The sequence below is a fragment of the Rhodopirellula sp. UBA1907 genome (assembly GCF_002337565.1).
Classification (GTDB): domain Bacteria; phylum Planctomycetota; class Planctomycetia; order Pirellulales; family Pirellulaceae; genus Rhodopirellula; species Rhodopirellula europaea.
This window is the reverse complement of sequence record NZ_DDGH01000048.1, coordinates 31,252-51,403: the sequence shown is the minus strand read 5'-3', so window position 1 is coordinate 51,403 and position 20,152 is coordinate 31,252. Positions and strand designations below refer to the sequence as shown.

Annotated in this window: 14 protein-coding genes; 3 read left to right on the top strand and 11 right to left on the bottom strand. The window is 55.1% G+C overall.

The features are described from left to right. Window positions 1-84: 84 nt before the first annotated feature. The 9 genes from B2R17_RS10090 to B2R17_RS10050 all read right to left on the bottom strand — a co-directional run bounded on the left by B2R17_RS10090 (window position 85) and on the right by B2R17_RS10050 (window position 15,509). Window positions 85-843 (bottom strand): biotin--[acetyl-CoA-carboxylase] ligase, encoded by a 759-nt coding sequence (locus B2R17_RS10090; RefSeq protein WP_286763887.1) that lies wholly within the window; start codon window positions 841-843, stop codon window positions 85-87. Further along, on the bottom strand, window positions 840-2,891 hold the full coding sequence (locus tag B2R17_RS10085) for a c-type cytochrome domain-containing protein (RefSeq protein WP_286763886.1): 2,052 nt from the start codon (window positions 2,889-2,891) through the stop codon (window positions 840-842). Before B2R17_RS10085 ends, B2R17_RS10090 begins: the two co-directional genes overlap by 4 nt. Window positions 2,892-2,920: 29 nt before the next feature. Next, window positions 2,921-5,416, bottom strand: coding sequence for a DUF1549 domain-containing protein (locus B2R17_RS10080; RefSeq protein WP_286763885.1), 2,496 nt, complete (start codon window positions 5,414-5,416; stop codon window positions 2,921-2,923). Further along, window positions 5,413-7,836 carry a PPC domain-containing protein gene (locus tag B2R17_RS10075; RefSeq protein WP_286763884.1) on the bottom strand — a complete coding sequence of 808 codons (2,424 nt, stop codon included), beginning with the start codon at window positions 7,834-7,836 and terminating at the stop codon, window positions 5,413-5,415. Before B2R17_RS10075 ends, B2R17_RS10080 begins: the two co-directional genes overlap by 4 nt. A 195-nt stretch (window positions 7,837-8,031) precedes the next feature. After that, entirely contained in the window at window positions 8,032-9,351 is a 1,320-nt protein-coding gene (locus tag B2R17_RS10070) for a DUF1501 domain-containing protein (protein WP_007335387.1), read from the bottom strand. Window positions 9,352-9,691: 340 nt separating this feature from the next. After that, window positions 9,692-10,336, bottom strand: a complete 645-nt coding sequence (locus B2R17_RS10065; protein ID WP_286763883.1) for a hypothetical protein — start codon at window positions 10,334-10,336, stop codon at window positions 9,692-9,694. An 88-nt stretch (window positions 10,337-10,424) separates the two neighbouring features. Continuing rightward, window positions 10,425-12,404: a polyprenyl synthetase family protein gene (locus B2R17_RS10060; RefSeq protein WP_286763882.1), complete on the bottom strand. Its 1,980-nt coding sequence runs from the start codon at window positions 12,402-12,404 to the stop codon at window positions 10,425-10,427. Further along, a complete protein-coding gene (locus tag B2R17_RS10055; RefSeq protein WP_286763881.1) occupies window positions 12,401-14,383 on the bottom strand; it encodes a prenyltransferase/squalene oxidase repeat-containing protein in 1,983 nt (660 codons plus the stop codon). The genes B2R17_RS10060 and B2R17_RS10055 overlap by 4 nt, the downstream gene beginning before the upstream one ends. A 115-nt stretch (window positions 14,384-14,498) precedes the next feature. After that, window positions 14,499-15,509, bottom strand: a complete 1,011-nt coding sequence (locus B2R17_RS10050) for a tetratricopeptide repeat protein (protein ID WP_286763880.1) — start codon at window positions 15,507-15,509, stop codon at window positions 14,499-14,501. 265 nt (window positions 15,510-15,774) lie between these two features. On the opposite strand from B2R17_RS10050, the gene B2R17_RS10045 reads away from it, so the two are divergent. The 3 genes from B2R17_RS10045 (at window position 15,775) to B2R17_RS10035 (ending at window position 19,230) form a co-directional block, all read left to right on the top strand. Further along, window positions 15,775-17,094, top strand: a complete 1,320-nt coding sequence (locus tag B2R17_RS10045) for a CpaF family protein (protein ID WP_008664868.1) — start codon at window positions 15,775-15,777, stop codon at window positions 17,092-17,094. A 117-nt stretch (window positions 17,095-17,211) separates the two neighbouring features. After that, window positions 17,212-18,177, top strand: a complete 966-nt coding sequence (locus B2R17_RS10040; protein ID WP_008656513.1) for a type II secretion system F family protein — start codon at window positions 17,212-17,214, stop codon at window positions 18,175-18,177. Between the two features lie 66 nt (window positions 18,178-18,243). Further along, on the top strand, window positions 18,244-19,230 hold the full coding sequence (locus B2R17_RS10035) for a type II secretion system F family protein (protein ID WP_286763879.1): 987 nt from the start codon (window positions 18,244-18,246) through the stop codon (window positions 19,228-19,230). 47 nt (window positions 19,231-19,277) lie between these two features. Here the strand turns inward: B2R17_RS10035 and B2R17_RS10030 are convergent, their stop codons facing one another. Both B2R17_RS10030 and B2R17_RS10025 read right to left on the bottom strand, forming a co-directional pair. Next, complete coding sequence (locus B2R17_RS10030) at window positions 19,278-19,673, bottom strand: response regulator transcription factor (protein WP_008656515.1); 396 nt, start codon at window positions 19,671-19,673, stop codon at window positions 19,278-19,280. A gap of 10 nt (window positions 19,674-19,683) precedes the next feature. After that, window positions 19,684-20,152: alpha/beta hydrolase (locus tag B2R17_RS10025; protein WP_414707290.1), on the bottom strand; the 469-nt coding region annotated here is incomplete at its 5' end.

Genomic DNA, 20,152 nt, shown 5'->3' with positions numbered 1-20,152 from the left:
GAAACGTAGGTCAGAAATTGGGTAGTGGACGGAAATCTACTGAAAAATTTTCCCGGTCCAAATCCACACCCGACGTCGGCACTTTCACCCCAATGGGCGAGTGCGAACCTGCTGAACTTCGCCGCTGCTGCAGAATTGCAACCCGCTGGCGGTTCGTAGAATCAGGCTCCCGTCCCCATGTAAACCTTCGCAGATTCCCTCGATGGCCTGCCCTCCAATCATGCAACGGACGGTTTGCCCTCGCAAAACATTCCGATTCTCAAACCGTTGCACCACGTCCTTCGGTTGCTCATCGACTTCGCCAATGACTTCCAACAAATGAGGGCCAAGCGTATCAAGCAATTGGTCTTTGGAAACCAAACGACCGGTGGCATTCAAAATCGAAGTCGGGGGAACGCCGCCAGCAATCTGATCCATCTCGGGATGCTTCCCCAGATTGCAACCAATGCCAATCGCGAAAACGGGCTCGCCATCTGATGATGCATCGCCGTGACGTTCAATCAGAATGCCGGCAACCTTGCTGCCATTCATCCAAACGTCGTTGGGCCATTTCAAATGGACGGTCGTGGGACCAGCCACCATTTCGATGGTTTCCGCTAAAGCCACGCCGACCGCGATCGACAACAGCTCGGGCGACGCCTTCGCAATCAGCGTGCATGCCAAACCATCTTCCGCAGCAAACCAAGACTTGCCATGACGCCCACGCCCGGCGGTCTGCTGATCAGCAACGACCATCGTGGGAAGTTCACGTCCCAGTTCTTCTTCCGTCGCAGATCGCAGCCAATTCAGTGCCCACGTGTTTGTGGAATCCACCGATGGCAAGCGAACAGTCGAAACGATCACTGAATTGCTTCGGCCAACAACTGTCTCTTCTTCTCCGCTTCACTAAGTTCGCCGGCGACCGCAGCGTACGACTGTTCCGCTTGGTCAGCAGCGACGCGAGCCGTTTGAACCGTTTTTTCCATCTCGGTTCGTTGTGCCTGCATTGCGACGAGCGTCTCCTGCTGAGCTTTTAATGCCCCGGCCAAAGCCGCTTCGTCTTTTTTCGTTTGCACAATCAGTCGGCGTTGCTGTGCGATGTTGGACAATTGCTCCGCCAGCGAAGCTTCCAAGTCAGCAGCTTGGACCAATGCTGCGTCATCAGGCGAGTCGCCCAATCCAATGCGAGATGCGATAACCGTATCGTGTGCATCACGCGACTTCGATACGAGCGTGGGCAGAGCGGCGACCGTTTTTTCTCGCAGTGACTTCTTCGCTGCGATTTCAGCCTGACTCTTCGCAATCGCTTCGTTGTGCTGCTTGATCTTGGCGTCCATATCGGAAACCGCTTTTTCCGCGGCCTTCAAACCTGCCAACGTCGCGTCGCGTTTCTCTTGCAATGGAGTGAGCTTGACTTTGATCGATGCCAAAGTTTGCTCCACCGCGCCGATACGTTCTTTTGCAGGAGGAGGATTGGCCGCCAGTTCTTGAATCTTCTTCGGATCCGCGACGGCAGACATTCGCACCGAACCGGTCCAGTCGCCATAGATCATCTGCGAACTGTCATGCGTGATTGCGACTTCCAAAACAGCCTCCGATGCAGCCGGAGTTTCGGTGAGTTGCTTTCCGTTTGCGTCCCAAAGACGCACCTTCCGGTCTTTGCCAGCAGTGACCAATTGCCCTTTGTGGTCGAACTGGACCGCCGTAACGCCACCGCTTCCCGCATTGATTGATCGGATTGCCTTGCCGGAATTCACATCCCAAAGCTTCACCGTGCCATCTTCGCTCGCACTGGCCAAGACATTCGAATCGTCTCGCCAAGCGATCGACCGAATCGCACCCTTGTGACCAGCGAGATCAAGGTACAACCGACCGGTGTCGGCTTCCCAAACAAACAACCCGCCGCTTCGATCACCTGATGCAACCAAGACGCCGTCGGGGCTGTAGGCGACTGAATAAATCCAATCCGTGTGTTTCTTAATGTCGAACAACTGCGTGCCATCCGTCGCATCGAAAATCCGCAACATTCGTTGAGGACCACCCAGAGCGATTCGAGACATGTTGTCGTTGACGTCCGCATCGAAGACGGTATCCAACTCGTCGCCGACCTGGGCAACTCGTTCACCGGTCTTGATGCTGTAGACGGCTGCAATGCCTTTAACGCTGTGTTCACCACCACCGGCGATCAAGTACTGACCGTCACGACTGAAACGAAGCGACTGCGGAATGCCTTCTTCGAAAGGAAGCACTCCGAGCAACTCAGCGGTTTCGGTGTGATACAGCGAGATTTGCTTTTGACCGGCCAGAGCAACCAAAGGTGCCCAAGGACTGGCACCGATTGCGGTGGTCGCCGCGGCACGCTCCGTTACCACGGGCACTCGTTGAGGTAACGCTTCGGGCATCGGCGGTGGACCTTCCGGTCGTCCGCTTGTTGAAGCGACAAACGCCAGTGCGTTCTTCTTTTTCGCTTTTGCTTTGGAGCCCGAATTTTCCAGGATGCCGCCTTCGATCCACGATCGAATCACTTGAAGTTGATCGTCGGGAAGCTTGGGCTGGTTGGGTGGCATGACCGGTGTGTCGTCATGATTGACCAATTGCCAAAGCCGACTGGTTTCAGCGTCGCCATCGTCGTAGACAATCTCGCCGCTACCGCCGCCTTCCATCATCGCGCCGTATGAATCCAATGCCAAACCGCCACGCTTGTCACTTTGGCTGTGGCAGTTCAAGCAGTGCTGGCGAAGGATGGGTTTGACATCATCCTCAAAGGTCACCTTCGCCGGTTCATCGGTTGACTTGGCATCCGCAGCGAAAACGTCCGCAGGCGATTGCACCATCAAAACGCTTGCAAGCGTCAACGCAACGTTTCGAAGTCGCGTTGAACGCGCCGGCATCTTTGAAAGAGGCAGCATCATGAGTTTGTCTATCAGTGAATGAAACGGGATCAGTGGTTGAAAACGAATTCGCGGCCGTTGAGGACCGCCCAGAAAACATCTTCCATGACCGCTTGAGGTTCGGCACCTTCTTCGGCGAGCAATGTCTTCACCGATTCGCGTTCCTCGGTCGATGGCTCACGACTGAGCGCTCGTCGATAAATGCGAACGAGAACCGCTTCGGGATCGAGCTTCTCATCGTTCAACCACTTTTTGATCAATCCACCACGCACGATTTTGCTGTGCACGGAACTTCCGTTTAGCAAGTGCAAAGCTTGTGACAACGACGGATCCGTTGTTGCTTCGCAATCACACACAGTTGCTCGCGGTGAACGACCAAACGTCGTCAAGAAGTAGTTTGACGTTGCGCCATCAGCGATTTGCACCGCGCGACTGCCCAACGGCAATCCACTGAATTTCTCAGGACTTTCGGTGACCTGGCAAATGCAATCCAACAAGCTTTCCGCTGGGACCCGGCGAATTGTTGCATGAGCATAATTTCGCGAATCGTGGGCGTTGGATTCGTTGGTCGCTGTGCTGCGTCCGTAGGCACGGCTGGTGCAGATGTCACGAACAAGTTTGCGGAAGTCGTAGTTGTACTCGACCAATTTGTCGCCCAGCTCGTCAAACAACTCTGGGTTGCTCGGCGGATTGCTGACACGAATATCGTCGACGGGATCGACCAGACCGGATCCCATGAAGTGAGCCCACACCCGGTTGGCAATGCTAGTCGAGAAGAACGGGTTCTCTCCATCGACCAACCAATCGGCCAACACTTCCCGGCGATCTTTGCCCTTCGTTTCTGGTGCTTCACCACCCAAGAATTTGGGAGGAACGTTTTGGTTCGTCACCGGATGCTTGGTTTCACCACTGAACCGGTTGTAAACGATCTTTTCACGGTAGTCCTCTGCTTGCTTTCGGCCAACTTGGCTGAAGAAAGCAGTGAACCCGTAGTAATCGTCCATGGTCCAACGATCGAACGGATGGTTGTGACATTGGGCACACTGAGTGCGAATGCCCATAAAGACCTGAGCAACGTTTTCCGCCGTCTTCAGTGTGTCACGTTCGATCTCGTAAAAGTTTGTCGCTGGTTGGCCAAACGTCCCGCCCGTGCTGGTCAAAAGATCGTGCACCATCTCATTAACGGGCACATTGCGAGCGAACTGATCGGTCAACCAACTCGCATACAGCATGGCTGACTTCTTGCTGACCTGGTTCGTACTTTTGATCATCAACAGCTGAGCAAACTTCATCGCCCAGATTTCGCTGAACTCTTTTCGTTCCAGAAGACGATCGATCAATGCTTCGCGTTTGTCAGGAGCCACATCATTGACGAAGAGATTCAACTCTTCTTCGGTCGGCAACAGACCAGTGATATCAATCGTTGCTCTGCGGATGAATTCCGCGTCGGTGCACTGACCACTTGGTACCAGACGAAGCTGTTGCAGTTTCTTGTCGACCAATTCATCCACATAACTGCTAGGTTGCGGTTCCGGTGCGGAGTATTGCAGGTCAGTGGGTAGCGTCAGAATTTGCGAGCCGACCGTGTGAGTATCAAACCGAGCCATCACAAACGCTTCGCCACGTGCACCAGCGGTAGCCAATCCGTTTTGGTCCATCGCCGCGACGGATGAATCGTTTGTCGAGAACGTCGCCAATCGACTCAAATCACGAGTGGTCCCATCGGCATAAGTTGCAACGGTCACGAAACGCTGCGTTGTTCCAGTGCCTTCCAGAACAGCTTGCTGAGGATAAATCGAAACCGAGGTTACTGCGGGTGGTTGTGCATCGGCTTGATCCATGGGAGCTCCGGCCTTCAACCAACTGTGCAGCGTGGCGTAATAATCCGAATCGACATCAAACAACTTGCCGCCGGTGTGCGGAACGGATCCAACCGACTTTTTCAGCAACAGGCTCTCCGATGGAACAGCCAGGTTGATACGCCGCACTCCGATTTCACGTGTGATGCGTTGGTAGTCACCGTTTGGATCAAATCCGAAGAGGCTGAGATTGAATCCGTCTTTTCCGCGAGCGGCACCGTGGCACGAACCGGTGTTGCAACCAGAACGAGTGAGTGTCGGCATCACGTCCTTGATAAAACTGACCGGTGGATGAGTCGCTGCCTGAGCGACTCGAACCTTGACTTCGACGTTTGTACCGCTGAACCGCCCGTTCAAGGTTGTTTCGCCATCGGCAAGCGGTCGCAGGATATGCCCGTCCAGTTTCGCCAGTTTGTCATCGCCCAAGGACCAACGAATCTTGTCGGTGACATCTTCTGTCACGCCGTCTTCACGCCGCATCACGGCGACAAAGGACTGGAAGTCGGCGGCAGTGGTCAACGAGATCTCAGGCGGATAGACCGCGAGATCAATCTTTGGCATTTCGCCTGGCTTTGACTTGATCGCTTCGGGTGAAGCAGCCGAGACTGAACCGGCCGAGACCATTGCGAATGCTATCGCGGTCAGCCCCAGTGCGTGAACAGTCAATCGATTGAAGGACCGGTTCATTTCGACTCCTTTTGCTGACGTAGTTGTTCCAAGCGACTGAGCGGCTTGGCGGCGGGCTTCGGTTTGGGTTTCGCTTCGGCTTTCTTTTCTGCGGGCGGATCCTTTTTGACCGGCAATGGTTTGTCGATCCGAATCTCCCCGGTGCCATCCGTTTGGATCATTGTCTCGCCATCACGAGTGATCATGGTTTGGACGACCATTGTTTTGTGAGTCCCTGGTTTTGCGTCCGCAGCAACTTTCAGTTCGAACTGAACGGCTTCGGAACCAAGTTCCACTTTCTTTTGAGGCTCTTCGCAACTCACTCCGTTGGGGATCCCAACCAAGCGGACTTCGATATCGCCTTCGATGTCTCGACGTTTGGTCATACCGACCGCGAGAATTGTTTCGGCACCTTGTTCAGCAGCTGCCTTCGGGAAAGCAAAATCAAAGACTGGCTCTTCGACATCCAGCATAATTGGCGAAGTCGACATGGTTGCCGTTCCTCGACTGGTGCCGTAACTGACTTGCAGGATCATCGGCCAGGTTCCAATCGCAGCACTGCCATTCGCGGTGATCGGGATTACGACTTGGTCCTTGCCTTTGTCGATTCGCTTGCTGTTGTTCACTCCGATTCCCGGAGGGTTGTAGAGCGTTCGAAACGAAACAGTGCCATCGAATCCCTCGTCGCGTTTGATTCGAACGACCAGGTCCTTGCTTCCGCGGCGAAGGATAGGGGTTTTCGGTTGAACCACTTCCACGCTGAACGGCATCGCTTCGCAAACCGCCAATGCGGCTTTTTCTGTTTCATAGCCGAACATTTCTCGACGGTTCTGCCCCAGGACGACTTTGTGGTGCTGGTTGAATTCACCCTGAATTTCTCGGTCGCCAATTTTCCCGGCGGCGCCTACTTCAAAGAAAGCACCGCCAAGTTTGGCTTCTTTGGTCGCGTGCAGGACGATTGGAATTTCGACGCGTCCGGCCGGCATCGGGAACGTTTGAGCGGTCACGCCTTCTGGCAACCCTTCGACAAACGCATCGAACTGATCATTGAATTGATTGCGTCGAGCCGTCAGCACCATCGCACCGTGACCACCAACGGGAACCGGAACAACCATCGCCTCATCGCGACGAAGTTCCTTCAATGTCAGTTCCAACGAAGGTTCACGACGGCTGAGTTCGATCACGTAATTGTGGTTGGGACTTCCGCGCCGCAGGTGATCGTAAACACGAACGAAGTGCACACCATCGGCGGCAGCATCGAAGTCAACCAAACCGTCAGGGTTGGGTCCGATGTCGTCGCTGCCTTTCAGCGTTTTGCCATCCGGACCGAAGACGTGGATCACACCATCGAGCGGCGACCGAAGGGTTTTGCGAGCGTGTAATTGAACTCGAACACGATCGCCCTTTTTGCATTCGAACGAATACCAATCGTAGCCATCACCTTCCTCGATCACACCGCACAGCAAAGCGGGGAACTGACCAGGCGAGGCTTGGGATTGCCCTTCATTGGGTTCGACTTCCGTCACAATCGGTGCATCGCTGACGCGAATCCAGTTGGGCGACGGCGAAATGCCTCGGTCGTCTTGATGAGTCACCGGCCACTGTGCCACAGGCTCGCTCGGCAGCTGCACACTGCTATCTGTTACCGTGCCATCGACATCGATCAACTTGGCTTGAAGCACTTCGCCATTGACGCCGCCCGATGGAATCACGGTGACCGGACGAGGGTACGAGCCAACGTGCAAACGATAGCCACACACATTGGACGCACCCAGAAACGAGCTTTCTCGTACCACAATCGTGTATTCACCAGCTTCTTCGGGCGTGAACGAACACAAGCTGTCTTGTTGCAACAGCGGCGAGTCGTCACTGACAGCCACTTCGAAACGATCAGAGTTCAAGATCGCAATGGCGGGATCGAAGATATTTCGATTACGAAGTTCTTGAACCAATCGAATGCCTTCGATTTCGACCGTCAGCTTTTGACCGGCTTCCAGGTGAACCTTGAAGCAATCGACGTCTTCTCGATCAACGTTGCCCTCGATCGTGCGATCCATTTCGATCGTCTGTGGTTCTTCGAACGAGTTGTTGGGTTCAACTTCGTTGACGATCGGCATCGCTCCCACACCGAGCAAACGCAAGTCGGTGATCCCCGATTTCGTCACCAATCGAATGGGATACAACCCGGGAGCCAGTTTTTCGTCTGCCTTCAACTTCACCGTCACCGATTTTTCATCAACCGGCGTGACCTCCAAAATCTCTATCCCAGGCAAGTCCGTCAAAACTTGCGTGGCATCACCCAGCGAACTGCCATGCAGCGTGATTGTCGACTCTTCGCCGCGAACAACGCCTAGCGGACGCATGTAAGTGATCTTAGGGAACGCCGCAGAAGCGGTTCCAACCACTAAAATCGCACTCACGACCGCCGCGACGCTGAGCAAGCAACGTTTAGCGGCGGCTACGTGGGCAGCGGAGACTACAGAAGCCCGGGGCTTCTTTGCCCAACGCGATGACCGATGTGAAAATCGGTCTGCGCAAGCAGGGAGATTGTCGTGTGACATCACAACAAACCTTTGGTGGGATAGAGGCGGGGCGGGATAGGTGGGATTGGACCGTCGATGACGTGAAGTCAGCGACTAGGTCAAGATTTTCTCAATGACGTTTCCGCCATCAACAATTTCGATGGGCCGATCGCCAGGTGCCATCAGCTCTTTGTCAGCCACGATGCCCAGCAAGCGATACATGGTCGTTGCCAAGTCAGCAGGGGAAACGGGATCGAGCTCGGGTTCCGATGCGGTCGAATCCGACGCACCGTGAATCATGCCGCCTTGAACGCCACCGCCGGCCAGCATCACGCTGAAGACCTTTGGCCAGTGATCTCGGCCCGCGTCAGCGTTGATCTTGGGTGTCCGACCGAATTCGCTGGTGACCATGACCAAAGTCTCGTCCAGCAAACCACGTTCGCTGAGGTCATCCAAAAGCACAGCCAAACCTTGGTCGAAGGAAGGCATCTGGCCTCGAATTCCAGATGTAATCGACGTGTGCATGTCCCACGAACCGTAGGTCATCGTGACCAACCGCGAACCGGCTTCGATCAAACGACGGCACATCAACATTCGCGAACCAGCTTGGTTGCGTCCGTAGCGATCCCGAGTCTTGTCGTCTTCCTTGGACAGGTCAAAAGCGGCTTTGGCTTCCGGTGTGTCCAACAAATCATAAGCACGCTCGTAGAACGTGTTCATCGCACCAACATTGTCTGCTGACGTGCCGGTGACGAATCGCTGGTTCACCATTTCCAACGCACGTTTGCGACGCATGAAGCGAGCTTCATCGACGCCGCCGGCCAAGTTCAAATCGCGAACCTGGAAATCGTCTCGTGCGGGATCGGCGCCCAAAGCGAATCCGCCGTACGAACTGGGCAGATACCCCGTTCCGGCAAACTCGTTGGGAACGTTGGGAACACAGATGTAGGCTGGCAAATTATTTCGCGGGCCGTATTCATGACTCACCACAGCACCGAAGCTGGGATAACTCAACGCGGGGCTGGGTTTGTACCCAGTGAACATGTTGTGAGTGCCACGCTCGTGTGCCGCTTCACCGTGAGACATCGAACGAATGACGCAGTACTTGTCGGCTCGCTTGGCCAACTGGGGCATCGCACTGCCGATGACTTCGCCCGTGTTGGTTTTGATCGTTCCCAGATCGCCACGATATTCCATCGGGCTGTAAGGCTTGGGATCCCATGATTCTTGTTGTGCCATCCCACCGGGCAAGTAGATGTGGATGACACTCTTCGCCTTCGGTTTGACAAAGTCGTACTGTTTGATTTCAGCGGATGCCTCTCGCATCAGCAATTGAGGCAAACTCAATCCAAGACCGCTGGCTGCTCCCGCAACCAAGAATCCTCGGCGACCAAACATGCCGGGCTGCGTCAGTGGGTTTCCGTGACAACGCATGTCTCTGATGCTCCTCAAATGAAGCGGGAAATTGGCTCTTCACAACATTTGCCTTCGCGGCGAGTTACGAGCAAAACCAAAAAGGGGTGGGACCAAGCTCGACCAGGGCGATCAAGACTGGTGAAAGGTGGGATCCAACATTCGTGGACAGTAGTGGAGGTCTTCGTCAACGCTCTTGTTTCGTTGAGTCTGAATCACCTCGCAACAGGAACGTTGGCGAGAACGATTCGTACTCTCAAAACATTCGCATCGTAACAAAAACACTCCTTGTGTCAATTAACCCACCGCCCACAGGGGGGAAGTTGTCAATGGACTTGCTCCCTCGCGATGGAATTCCCGATCAGCCAATTGGGCCGTTTCCACGCACGATTTCGAGCAATTCGATCGCGGGACGATGATCACAGCGGATCAAAGCGGTTCGCCCGTAGACGACCTCCCCGACATTTAGATTCAGAAATTCTGCCAACCGTTGTCCGGCAGTCACCTTCCACAGACGACAGAGTTGGACCTGCCGGAGAACATTGTTCTCAATCAAAACACGCCCTAATGGAATCTCTCCGCTGGCGATTTGATGCCAAACGGATCGCGAAAGCGCCGAAGGATCCAAGCGAACGATACCGTGCTGGACCACTCGCTGAGTGTCCTGCGTGACCAACGTGATCTCTCGCGTGTACGCTTCCGTTGCATCCAATTCCTCTGGCTTTGCGACGTCCACCGCCTGAGCCACCCGACCATCGCGAAAACGATTGCGGCGGCGATGCACCACCACATCCACCGGTTCACCGTGGTAATGCTCGACCGTCACCGTCATGTGAGACTGGTGGTTGAGCAACGTGTCGAATGGTTCGGGGATATCGGTGACCAACTCAAAATCGGCCAACTCACTAAAGTCGCCGTAGAACTCTCTCAACAGCGACTTCAAATCGACTTGCTCGCCTGATTCGCTCAACGTTTCGACATTGGAAGAAGGTGAACCAGGAGGCATGAGCAACTTTCAAACGGGATACCGCGTTGGGCGATGTTCGGTTGGTTCCACAAAATGCACGAATGGTGTGCCAATCCGCAACTCGGATCTATCGAGCGACCACGCCAATCTTGACGACCGCCGGCGAACTCGGCTGTTCGGCGTCCCCGCCTGAGCCAACTGATTCAGGTCGTTCCAGCACGGTGTCGACCAGGAAATACAGCAGACGCCGCAGACTTTCGTTTTCGATTTCGTCCGCGACTTGCTCCGCTCGGGCTTGGTGCTTGTCGATCAACTGCATACTCATCTCGAACACGTTCGCCTTTTCGTACAACCGGCGCACCGTGGTCAAACGTTCGCGATCAGACAATTCACAATCGGGCTCCACCAAAGCGAGCAACGTGTCTTTGTCTTCGTCTTCCAAATGCTGCAGAGCCAACGCCCAAAGCAGCGTCGGGCGTCCACCGATCACATCGGCACCCGCAGTCAGCTTGTTGGAGTCGTCACCGGCCCAGTCGTTCAAATCGTTGATGATCTGGAACGCCACGCCCAGGTTGCGACTGAATTTTCGAATCGGATCCACCAACGCCGATGCGTCACCCGCCATTCGCACGCCGCTGTAAAGAGCAGCCTCAAATGCGGGGGACGTCTTCAACGCGTAAATTTTCAGAGCGTCGAGCGGCGTCAAACGCCGATCCTTCGCGTCTCGCCAAAGCAGCTCCGCACCCTGTCCCTCGGACAATCGAACGTGTGCTGCGGCAAGGGAATCCAGCAAATCAACTCGTGTTTCAGCGTCGACTTCGTCGCCCATCATGTTTCGGCTGAGCAAGCGATAGCCAAGTCCGATCAAGTAGTCACCAACGTTGATCGCCGTCGCGGTTCCAAATCGCTGGTGCACCGCGGGTTGCCCGTACCGAAACGCATCGCCGTCTTCGATGTCGTCGTGAACGAGGCTGGCCTTGTGGAATGTTTCGATGCTAAGTGCAGCACGCCGAACCGCATCCGGCACGCGATTGAGCACATCTTCCCCATCGGCTCCGGTGCCATCACCGCCCATCATGGCGTCATAGGCTGCCAAAGTGATGAAAGGACGCGAATGCTTGCCACCGCGGGCCAAGAAGTCGAGAGCGATTGCCTCGGTCGCCGCGATCGGATCGACGCCTTCCAATTGCTCAGGAGTCACGGCGGGACGTGCTCCGTTTTCCGACGGGGTCGAATCCAGCATCCGAGTCCCGGGCGAATAGGCGTTCCCACCTTCGCCGCTGAGATGGCTTTCACGCTGCCGTGGTGCCAATCGTTCGAACAGTGTGTCCTCGAACAGCAAACCGGCCGCTCGCATCAAGTGAACGTAACTCTTCGTCTTCGCAGCAGCTGGCTTGTACGGCGTGCGGATCATCTGCTCCACCCAAGGCTCGTCGACCTTGGTGTTGCGACAATCGCTGGACAACAACGGCACCGCCATGCAGGGAATCCCCGCCAGCAAAACTTTGTCGATCGCCTTTTCCAGAACGTTCAAACAAGCGACACCAACGACCGCGTCGACATATCCGCCAACGATGATCTTCATGACGACCGGAGAACCCTCGGCCACCAAGACTCGGTATCCCATGTCTTCGGCGATCGAACGGAAGTCCGCGATGCTGCAAGCACCGCATTCTTTGCAATTCATTCCGAATTGGTCGTATTCAGCGGGACAACCTTCGGCGTGCTTCAAACAGTGAGGCAGCAAAAACAGTCGTCGTTCTGGCGGAACCGAAGCGAGTGCGTCCGCCCAAAACTCGCTGCTGATCATTACCATCACCCAACCGAGGTAGCTCTCGGGCAAATCAGCCTCTTCGAGCATCCGGCGGGAAATCTGTTCCATCTCATCCTTGGTCATCGGATGAGAGCGATCGAGTTTGGCAGCCACTTGCGCGCATCGATCTCGCAAGCTTTCCCGCATCGCCAATGTTTCTGGCACCTCCTTCAAATGGCTCGTCTTTCGACGACGCCCCGAGGAGGTTCCCGGAACAGACACATCGCTCGATGCGTTCTCATTCGGCGGGATAGAAGCGGGAAGGGAGGGGGATCCGGTCGACAAGCCAATCACCTAAGTAGTTCGTCGCGTTGCATAACCCGGCCCAACGCCGCGGTCGTGTAGACCAACGGGTAAAGCCGTTCGTAATACCAAAGTTTGGCAAAATAAAACCCGATCGGCCAAGCCACCTGGTGACGCTCGCGTTGCACGGCGTCGATCAGCCAGCGGGTGCCCGAAAGTATAGCCGCTCGCAGTGCGGAACGCATCGACGTATCCCACTGGCTTCCGTCAGGAATGTTCTTTTCAGCGGCCTGTCCGCCCTCATCGCCGCAAATCCGGGCCCACCAACTGACCAGGGCCTCCACCGCAAGCGCAGTTTCTTCCATGGAACTGATGAAACCCTCGGGCAATCCAAAAGTTTCGCGAACAGATTCGCCGCCGCCCCACCCCCCGTCACTGTTTTGGCTGTCGATCAAATACTGCAGCCCTCGCGAAATAGCGTCGTGCCCCAGAGCTGGACTGACGTCGACCAACACTCGCGACGTACCATAAATCGGATTGTCTTCCTCTGGTCGATCCTGATTCCCAAACCAAAGCGGCAACCACGAACCATCGGCCTGCTGATTTTCCCTCAGGAACTGAAGCCCGCGCCGAACCGCCCGCTCTCGTTTCGCTGAATCACGTTTGGGCAAGCACGCGATCGCTCTCAAAGCATGAGCCGTCAAGTCATTGCTGCTCCGGTCAAAAGGCAACTTGCCCCATCCTCGACAAAACGTCGGCCAACCACCGTCTCGATTCTGCAGCCCCAACAACCAATCGACACCCCGGTCGCACGCTTGCCATGCATCCAGGGCGTTTCCAGAGATCGAACCAGACGGATCCGATGCTGGCCATTGCCTGGAGTAGTCATCGCACAACAGATCGGATCGGGTCGTCGCCTGCATTCGAAGCGAAATGATCGCACCGGGAGTGTCATCCGCGTCCGGCACCGATCCGGTTAGATCCGTCCATCCCCAGCCCCCCGGGTCAGCTCCAGTGAACGGATGACGTTCTTGATACTGACAACTTCGTTGCCACTGGATCAGTTCGTTGGTCGACCAAGACCGATCATCATCAGGGTCCATCGCCAACGCGGTGGTTGCCAAAGATGTCGCCCAATTGGCGAGATTCGTGTCGATCGGCCAACTGCCATCGGGCAACATCGAATCCCGCAAGAAACGCAGTCCGTTTTGCGTGACTTCGTGATCCGCACGTCCGCTCGCCGACAATGACATCACGACAAACGCGGTCAGCGGTGTGGCCTCGAGGTATCCACCACTGGAAGGCTGCATCGAACGCAACACTTTCATTGACGGTTCGATCGCCGCTCGCCTAACCAACGACCATGGCGGCAAACAACCGCCACCTTCCAGAAACTTCACCTGCCCGATCGCGACGAGAGCCGGCACCGCGTAGCTGACAACGGGCATCCCCACGAATCGATACATCGACTGAGGGACAACGGCCGCCTCGAAGGGCAGCGCAGCAACCTTCTTCCAAGGAACCAACCCCGCGATCGCCATGTTGGTCAGAATCGGAACGACAAACGTTTTGTCCTTGCCATACCTCCGCCGCAATCCATCCAACTCACCGGCAAGCTGAATCCAGTTCCGCAATCGCGAAATCGCATCCGCATTGGTCGCCTCGCCAGTCACTTGATCCGACAACGTCCAAGCGGCCAGCACCAGATAGCTGGTTGCGATGTTACTGTGACTGCGATCCGTGTCACCAAAGCCACCATCGTCGTTCTGCTGATTCGCTAGCCAACTGCGACCGCTTTGTATCTGTTCTAACAAAGCACCTTTATCCGCGTCGGCCAACTTGCCCGAGCGGACCGCGGCACTCATCGCACTGATCGCAGTCGCGGTCGACAACGCCGAGGCGGACAATTCGCCGGTCCAGTGCCCGTCCGTCGTTCGCTGCGCCAACAACTCGTCACGCAAACGATCCAACGTCCCACGCAATTCGCGTCGGTCCAAGACTTCACTCACAGAATTTTCAACAACAGCCATCACGACTCAATTAGCAAACGCTCGAACAATCGACCTCTATTCGAACACAAGCTCGCCAATCGTCCAAACCACCCACCAACGCTCGAATTAAGAAAGCCCGAGCGGTCAGGTTGGCTCACGAGTCCTTCAGTGCATTCGCGATTCGCAATTTTTCGCGGCATTGGTCCCGGTACGCATTGATATTGGCTTCTTCCAGAGCAGCTTCGAAGTGCTTGATCGCTTCGGCTTTCCTCAAATGGGTCAAGAACAAATCCGCGAGCGTCCGGTGCCACTGGTACAGACTGCGTTTGGCTCGTTTGCCTGGTCCCATCGCATCGGCAGCCAATGCGGCCTTCAAAGCGTTCGCCTTGTTGCCCGCGTTCTCCCAGCAATAGGCTGCTTCCATCAAACAATACGCTCTCGCTTCGTTGGACTCTTTCGACACCGCTTCGTACCGTTTCGCCGCCGTCTCGAAATCTCGAGTCAATCGGTCGCAGAACGCACGATTAATTTTCAGTTCAACATCGAGTGGCTTGCCTTCCTCTTCGTTTAGCTTCAACAATCGATCGATGTACTCGCCTCGCTTCGCATGATCACGAGCCACGTTGTAGGTGTATGATTCCATGATCACGAGAGCGCTGCGATTCTTCGGATCCTTCTCCAACTGCTTTTCGTAGCGGGCTTTCATCTCGTTGACCCAACCTTTGCGTCTCGCAATCGCATTGACTGATCCAATCGACAAAGAAGCAAATGCGGGGTAGGGAGCATTCTCCACCACATACTCGAGCGACTCGAACATTTTGTCTTGATCGCCGAGTTCCGAATGCACTGAGATCAATGTGCGATGTGCATCGGCTTTCTCGCGATCCCGCGTCGCCAATTCAATTGCAGACTGCAGTGCTGCCTTGGCTGCCCGGAAGTCACCTGCTTCGCGATACACGAATGCTGCGGAATAGGCTTCGCGAAAATTGCTGTATTCAGGCGTAGCCTCATCAGCCGTTTCGTATAGCGAGAGCTCTTCCGTCGTGGTTTCGACAACTGCCGCATCTTCCTGGGCGGAGACGACTCGGCTCCACCCAGCCAGCGAGATTGCAAAAGCGGAAACGACAACCAATCCACTTCCAGGCACACTCCAGCGTCGGTTCATGATGTTCTTTTCGTGCGTGTTGCAATGACAAAGAAAAGCGTCTTCCGGGATTCATCCTAGCAAAGCTACCCGCTTCAAATTGCAACGGTTCATCTTTTCCAACGCGCAGCCTCGTCATAACCCGCAAAGCCTCTGCAGAGCGTTCAAATTTGCAGGATCATGTTGCGTTTTGACGACATGCGCACCGTTTAGGTCGTAGGGTTTGGTGAGTCATTTCAGGCACTCTGTGAGGGTGCCCGGCACACCGTCAAGGATTTATAGAACCATGCGACAAGCAGCGCCTCCCCAACGTCCCGAAGCGAATCGCCAAGAACAATTCGAGCAAATCAAAAGCCGTATCCACGGTAAATTGGTCGACAAGCTGGATCTATCGCGTGTCGGTGACCTCCAAGGCGACACGCTCAAACGTGAAATTCGCATGGTGGTTGAACACCTCTGCGATGCCGAAGACACGCTGCTGAACCGCCAAGAGCGTGAGCGAATTGTTGACGAAGTCTTGGATGAAACCTTTGGCCTTGGTCCATTGGAATTGATCCTGAAAGACCCGAAAGTCAGCGATATTCTGATCAACGGCCCCAAGAACATTTATGTTGAAAAGGGCGGCCAAATGCAGAAATCCGACGTGGAATTCCGCGACGGAAAACACCTTCTGCAGATCATTGACCGAATCGTGAGTAAAGTCGGCCGTCGCGTCGATGAAACTTGCCCGATGGTTGACGCTCGTTTGGAAGACGGTTCGCGGGTCAACGCGATCATTCCTCCGCTGGCACTGGACGGTGCGGCGGTTTCAATTCGTCGTTTCGGTAGCAATCCGTTGCGACTGGAAGACCTGCTGAACTACCGAGCCTTCACGCCCGAAATGGTGATGTTGCTCGAAGGCTGCATCAAAGCACGCCTCAACATGATCATCGCCGGTGGTACCGGTTCTGGTAAAACAACGCTGCTGAACACATTGTCCTCGTTCATCGGCCACGAAGACCGTATCGTGACGATTGAAGACGCGGCTGAGCTTCAGTTGCAACAAGACCATGTTGTCCGCCTGGAAACTCGACCGCCCAATATTGAAGGCAAGGGTGCCGTCACTGCAACGGACTTGGTCAAGAACGCACTGCGGATGCGTCCGGAACGAATCATCATCGGCGAATGCCGTGGTGGTGAAACACTGGACATGCTGCAGGCCATGAACACGGGTCACGATGGATCGCTCACAACGATTCACGCCAACACGCCTCGTGACGCCATCGCTCGTTTGGAAACACTTGTGATGATGTCCGGTTTTGAATTGCCGGTCAAAGCCATTCGTCAACAAGTCAGCGGTGCGGTGGATGTTTTGATCCAAGCCAACCGTCTGCAAGGCGGACCTCGTCGCGTCACCGCGATCACCGAAGTCGTTGGAATGGAACAAGACACAATCATCCTGCAAGACATTTATCGATTCAACCAAAAGGGCATCAACTCCGAAGGCAAAGCCTACGGGCAATTTGTCTGCAGTGGTGTCCGCCCAAGCTTCATGGACAAGCTCGAAGCTGCCGGCGTGCGATTGCCCGCTAGTGCTTTCCGTGAACGAGTCATGATGGACGCCTAATCGGCGGCAACCAGTACGCCGTGCCCGCCGATCGGTTGTGGCACGGTGTCTGAAACTGCCTCGGAAGCTCCCTTAATCAACCAAAGTTCGACTCCCCCCTCTTCAATCAACGCTCCCATGTCATCCATCATCATCATCGTCGCCGCCGGGGTATTTGTTGCCTCGCTCATCGCGTTCGGTGCATCTGTTTTGATGCCCTCGGAAGAAACGACCGCGACGGAAGATCGTCTGACTCAACTCGCTCATGGGAAACGCGGAGCAGAGTCCGAAAGCAGCACGCCATCGTTCTTGCTGAACGACCTAGATGATGCGACCGGGCTTTTGAAGACCGTGATGGACCGCCTGCCCGCGGTTCACAAGATCCTGGAACAAGCGGACCTCAACCTCACCGTGACCAAGTTTGCGATGATCTGTGGTGCCTGCTTCGCCGCAGGCATCGTGCTGTGCGCGGTCACACCGGTTCCGATTTTGCTGGGCCCCGTTGTTGGTGCGGTGTTTGTCGGCGGGCCAGTTTTCTATGTCACTTTCAAACGCAAACGCCGCTTGAAACGATTCGGCGAACAAATTCCTGAAGCTCTCGAATTGCTTGGTCGCTCGCTCCGAGCAGGCCACTCGCTGAACGCTGGCTTTGGATTGGTCGGTGACGAAATGGAAGCTCCTTTGGCAACCGAATTTCGCCGTTGCTTTGAAGAGCAAAAGTTCGGCATCCCACTTGAAGAATCCATCGAAGACATGGCGGAACGCGTCCCCAACATGGACATCCGGTTCTTTGCGACCGCCGTGATTCTGCAGCGACAAACCGGGGGTGACTTGAGTGAAATCCTCGACAAGATCGGACACCTTGTTCGTGAACGATTGCAAATTCTCGGAACAATCCAAGCCCTCACCGGAGAAGGCCGAATGAGCGGTGCTGTGCTGCTTGCTTTGCCGCCGGTTTTGTTCCTGGTCATGTTGAAAATCAACGCTGAATACGTGTTGATGCTCTTCACGGATGAACTCGGACGAATGGCTTTGGGTATGGCTTTGGTCACTCAGCTGCTGGGAGCTTTGGCGATCAAGAAGATCATCACGATCAAAGTCTAGATCCGCCGTCCGTCCCCTTCGCGTTCTACACCCTTTCGCTCATCGCACTTCGCATAACTCAGTCCAATGTTCACATACTCAATCGCTCCTGAACTCATCGGATTCCTCAGCCCGGTGACGCTGACCACCATCGCGATTTTTGCTTCGGTGACATCGTTCGCTTGGTTTGTCCTCAGCAAAGTGGGCGGCGACGACCAAGCCCCCGCGGAATCACGCTTGGAACGAATGAAAGATGCCAAACGTGGCATCCGCGACATCGCTGCGGATGAAAAGCAACGCACAAAGAACGAAGCTCTGACCGAGGCACTTGAGAAAGCGGCGACGCCAATCGCCAGTTCGGTCTCGGGCAACGAAGAAGAAATGGGCAAGCTTCGCGAAAAACTGATCAACGCGGGCTTTCGTCGCGAAAGTGCTCCCGTCATCTTCAAACTCATTCAGCTGGTTTGCACCGGCGTCGGGCTCATGCTCGGTGGTGTCACGGGTGCCGTCTTGGACGGTCTGACTCAGGGCATGATCATCAAGCTGTTACTCGGCATGATCGGCGGCTTCATGATCCCATCGTTGATCTTGGGATACATGGCTAGCAAACGTCGCGAAAAAATCTTCTTGGGTCTTCCCGACGCGCTGGACTTGATGGTTGTCTGCGTGGAAGCTGGCTTGGGTCTCGACCAAGCACTCCGCAAGGTGGCCGAAGAAATGCAGAAGAGCCACAAATCAATTGGCGAAGAATTTTCAATCTCGAATCACCAGTTGCAACTTGGCCGGCCCCGTGCAGAAGTTCTATCTGGCTTGGGCTATCGCAGTGGTGTCGACGACCTAAAGCAACTCGCATCGATCCTGATCCAAGCCGACAAGTTCGGATCCAGCGTGGCTCAAGCCCTTCGGGTCCAGAGCGATTCGATGCGAACCAAACGTCGTCAAATCGCGGAAGAGAAGGCAGCCAAGACGGCCGTGAAGATGATCTTCCCGCTCGTGCTGTTCATCTTCCCTGGTATTTTTGTGGTCCTTGTTGGACCAGCCGCGATCAACATGTATCGCCAAATGCTTCAGTGAGCTGTCGCTCACATTGGAATGCCAGGTCGCTCAAAGCAATCTGAGAACTACTTCAGCAATCGATCGACCGCTTCGAGCAGTTTTTCGATTGCGAACGGTTTGCGGATGTATTCGCTCACACCCAGCAATTCCGCGTACGCTTGATGGCGACTGCCTTCGTTGCCCGTGATCATGATGACCGGGACCGGCAATTCATTTTCTCGCCGCATCTTTTCGAGCACCAAGAAACCACTTCGCTTGGGCATCATCATGTCCAAGATCATCAACTGTGGTTTTTCGCACTCGGCCAACGCAAGTGCTTGGTTGCCATCTCGCGCGACCACCACTTTGTAGCCGTTGGATTCCAACGCGTAAGAAACGGACTCGATGATTTCCACGTCATCATCGACAACAAGGATTTTCGCGGTCGAGGTGGGGCTATCTGACTGGGCAGGGGTGTTCATCAAGTGGCGATCAATTGGCGGAGAAATCGATCGGTGACAATCCCTCGGTGGGACGAACCGTCGAATTTTCCGCGGTGGACTTGGTGCGTGGTTGCACGATGGTATCAAAACACCATTGGTCAATGTCACGCAACGCCACCGCGTTCATCACATCATCACCTCGGTACTGCCGAATTTCAACACGAGCCCGAATGGATTCCGCGGCCAGGATGCCACGCTTCAATTGCTCGGGGCAATCATCGACACCATTGATCGCTTGTTGCCACAAGATCGGAAGTCGACGTTCACGGAGCCGATGATACTCACGCATCACACTTTGACTGGACGGGAACTGACCACCCATCATCGCTACGCCACCGAATCGCTCCGGTTCCATCAACGCGATTCGGCAGGCCATCGTGGCACCGCTGCCGTATCCAGCGATCAAAATTCGATCGGAGTGAATCGACAATTCGGCCTGAGCGTGTTCGATCGCTTCG

Bases quoted from the DNA above. Each gene is read 5' to 3' on its own strand.
- B2R17_RS10080 (WP_286763885.1), bottom strand. From the start codon at position 5,416: ATGAACCGGTCCTTCAATCGATTGACTGTTCACGCACTGGGGCTGACC.
- B2R17_RS10045 (WP_008664868.1), top strand. From the start codon at position 15,775: ATGCGACAAGCAGCGCCTCCCCAACGTCCCGAAGCGAATCGCCAAGAA.
- B2R17_RS10055 (WP_286763881.1), bottom strand. From the start codon at position 14,383: ATGGCTGTTGTTGAAAATTCTGTGAGTGAAGTCTTGGACCGACGCGAA.
- B2R17_RS10040 (WP_008656513.1), top strand. From the start codon at position 17,212: ATGTCATCCATCATCATCATCGTCGCCGCCGGGGTATTTGTTGCCTCG.
- B2R17_RS10085 (WP_286763886.1), bottom strand. From the start codon at position 2,891: ATGATGCTGCCTCTTTCAAAGATGCCGGCGCGTTCAACGCGACTTCGA.
- B2R17_RS10065 (WP_286763883.1), bottom strand. From the start codon at position 10,336: ATGCCTCCTGGTTCACCTTCTTCCAATGTCGAAACGTTGAGCGAATCA.
- B2R17_RS10070 (WP_007335387.1), bottom strand. From the start codon at position 9,351: ATGCGTTGTCACGGAAACCCACTGACGCAGCCCGGCATGTTTGGTCGC.
- B2R17_RS10035 (WP_286763879.1), top strand. From the start codon at position 18,244: ATGTTCACATACTCAATCGCTCCTGAACTCATCGGATTCCTCAGCCCG.
- B2R17_RS10030 (WP_008656515.1), bottom strand. From the start codon at position 19,673: ATGAACACCCCTGCCCAGTCAGATAGCCCCACCTCGACCGCGAAAATC.
- B2R17_RS10050 (WP_286763880.1), bottom strand. From the start codon at position 15,509: ATGAACCGACGCTGGAGTGTGCCTGGAAGTGGATTGGTTGTCGTTTCC.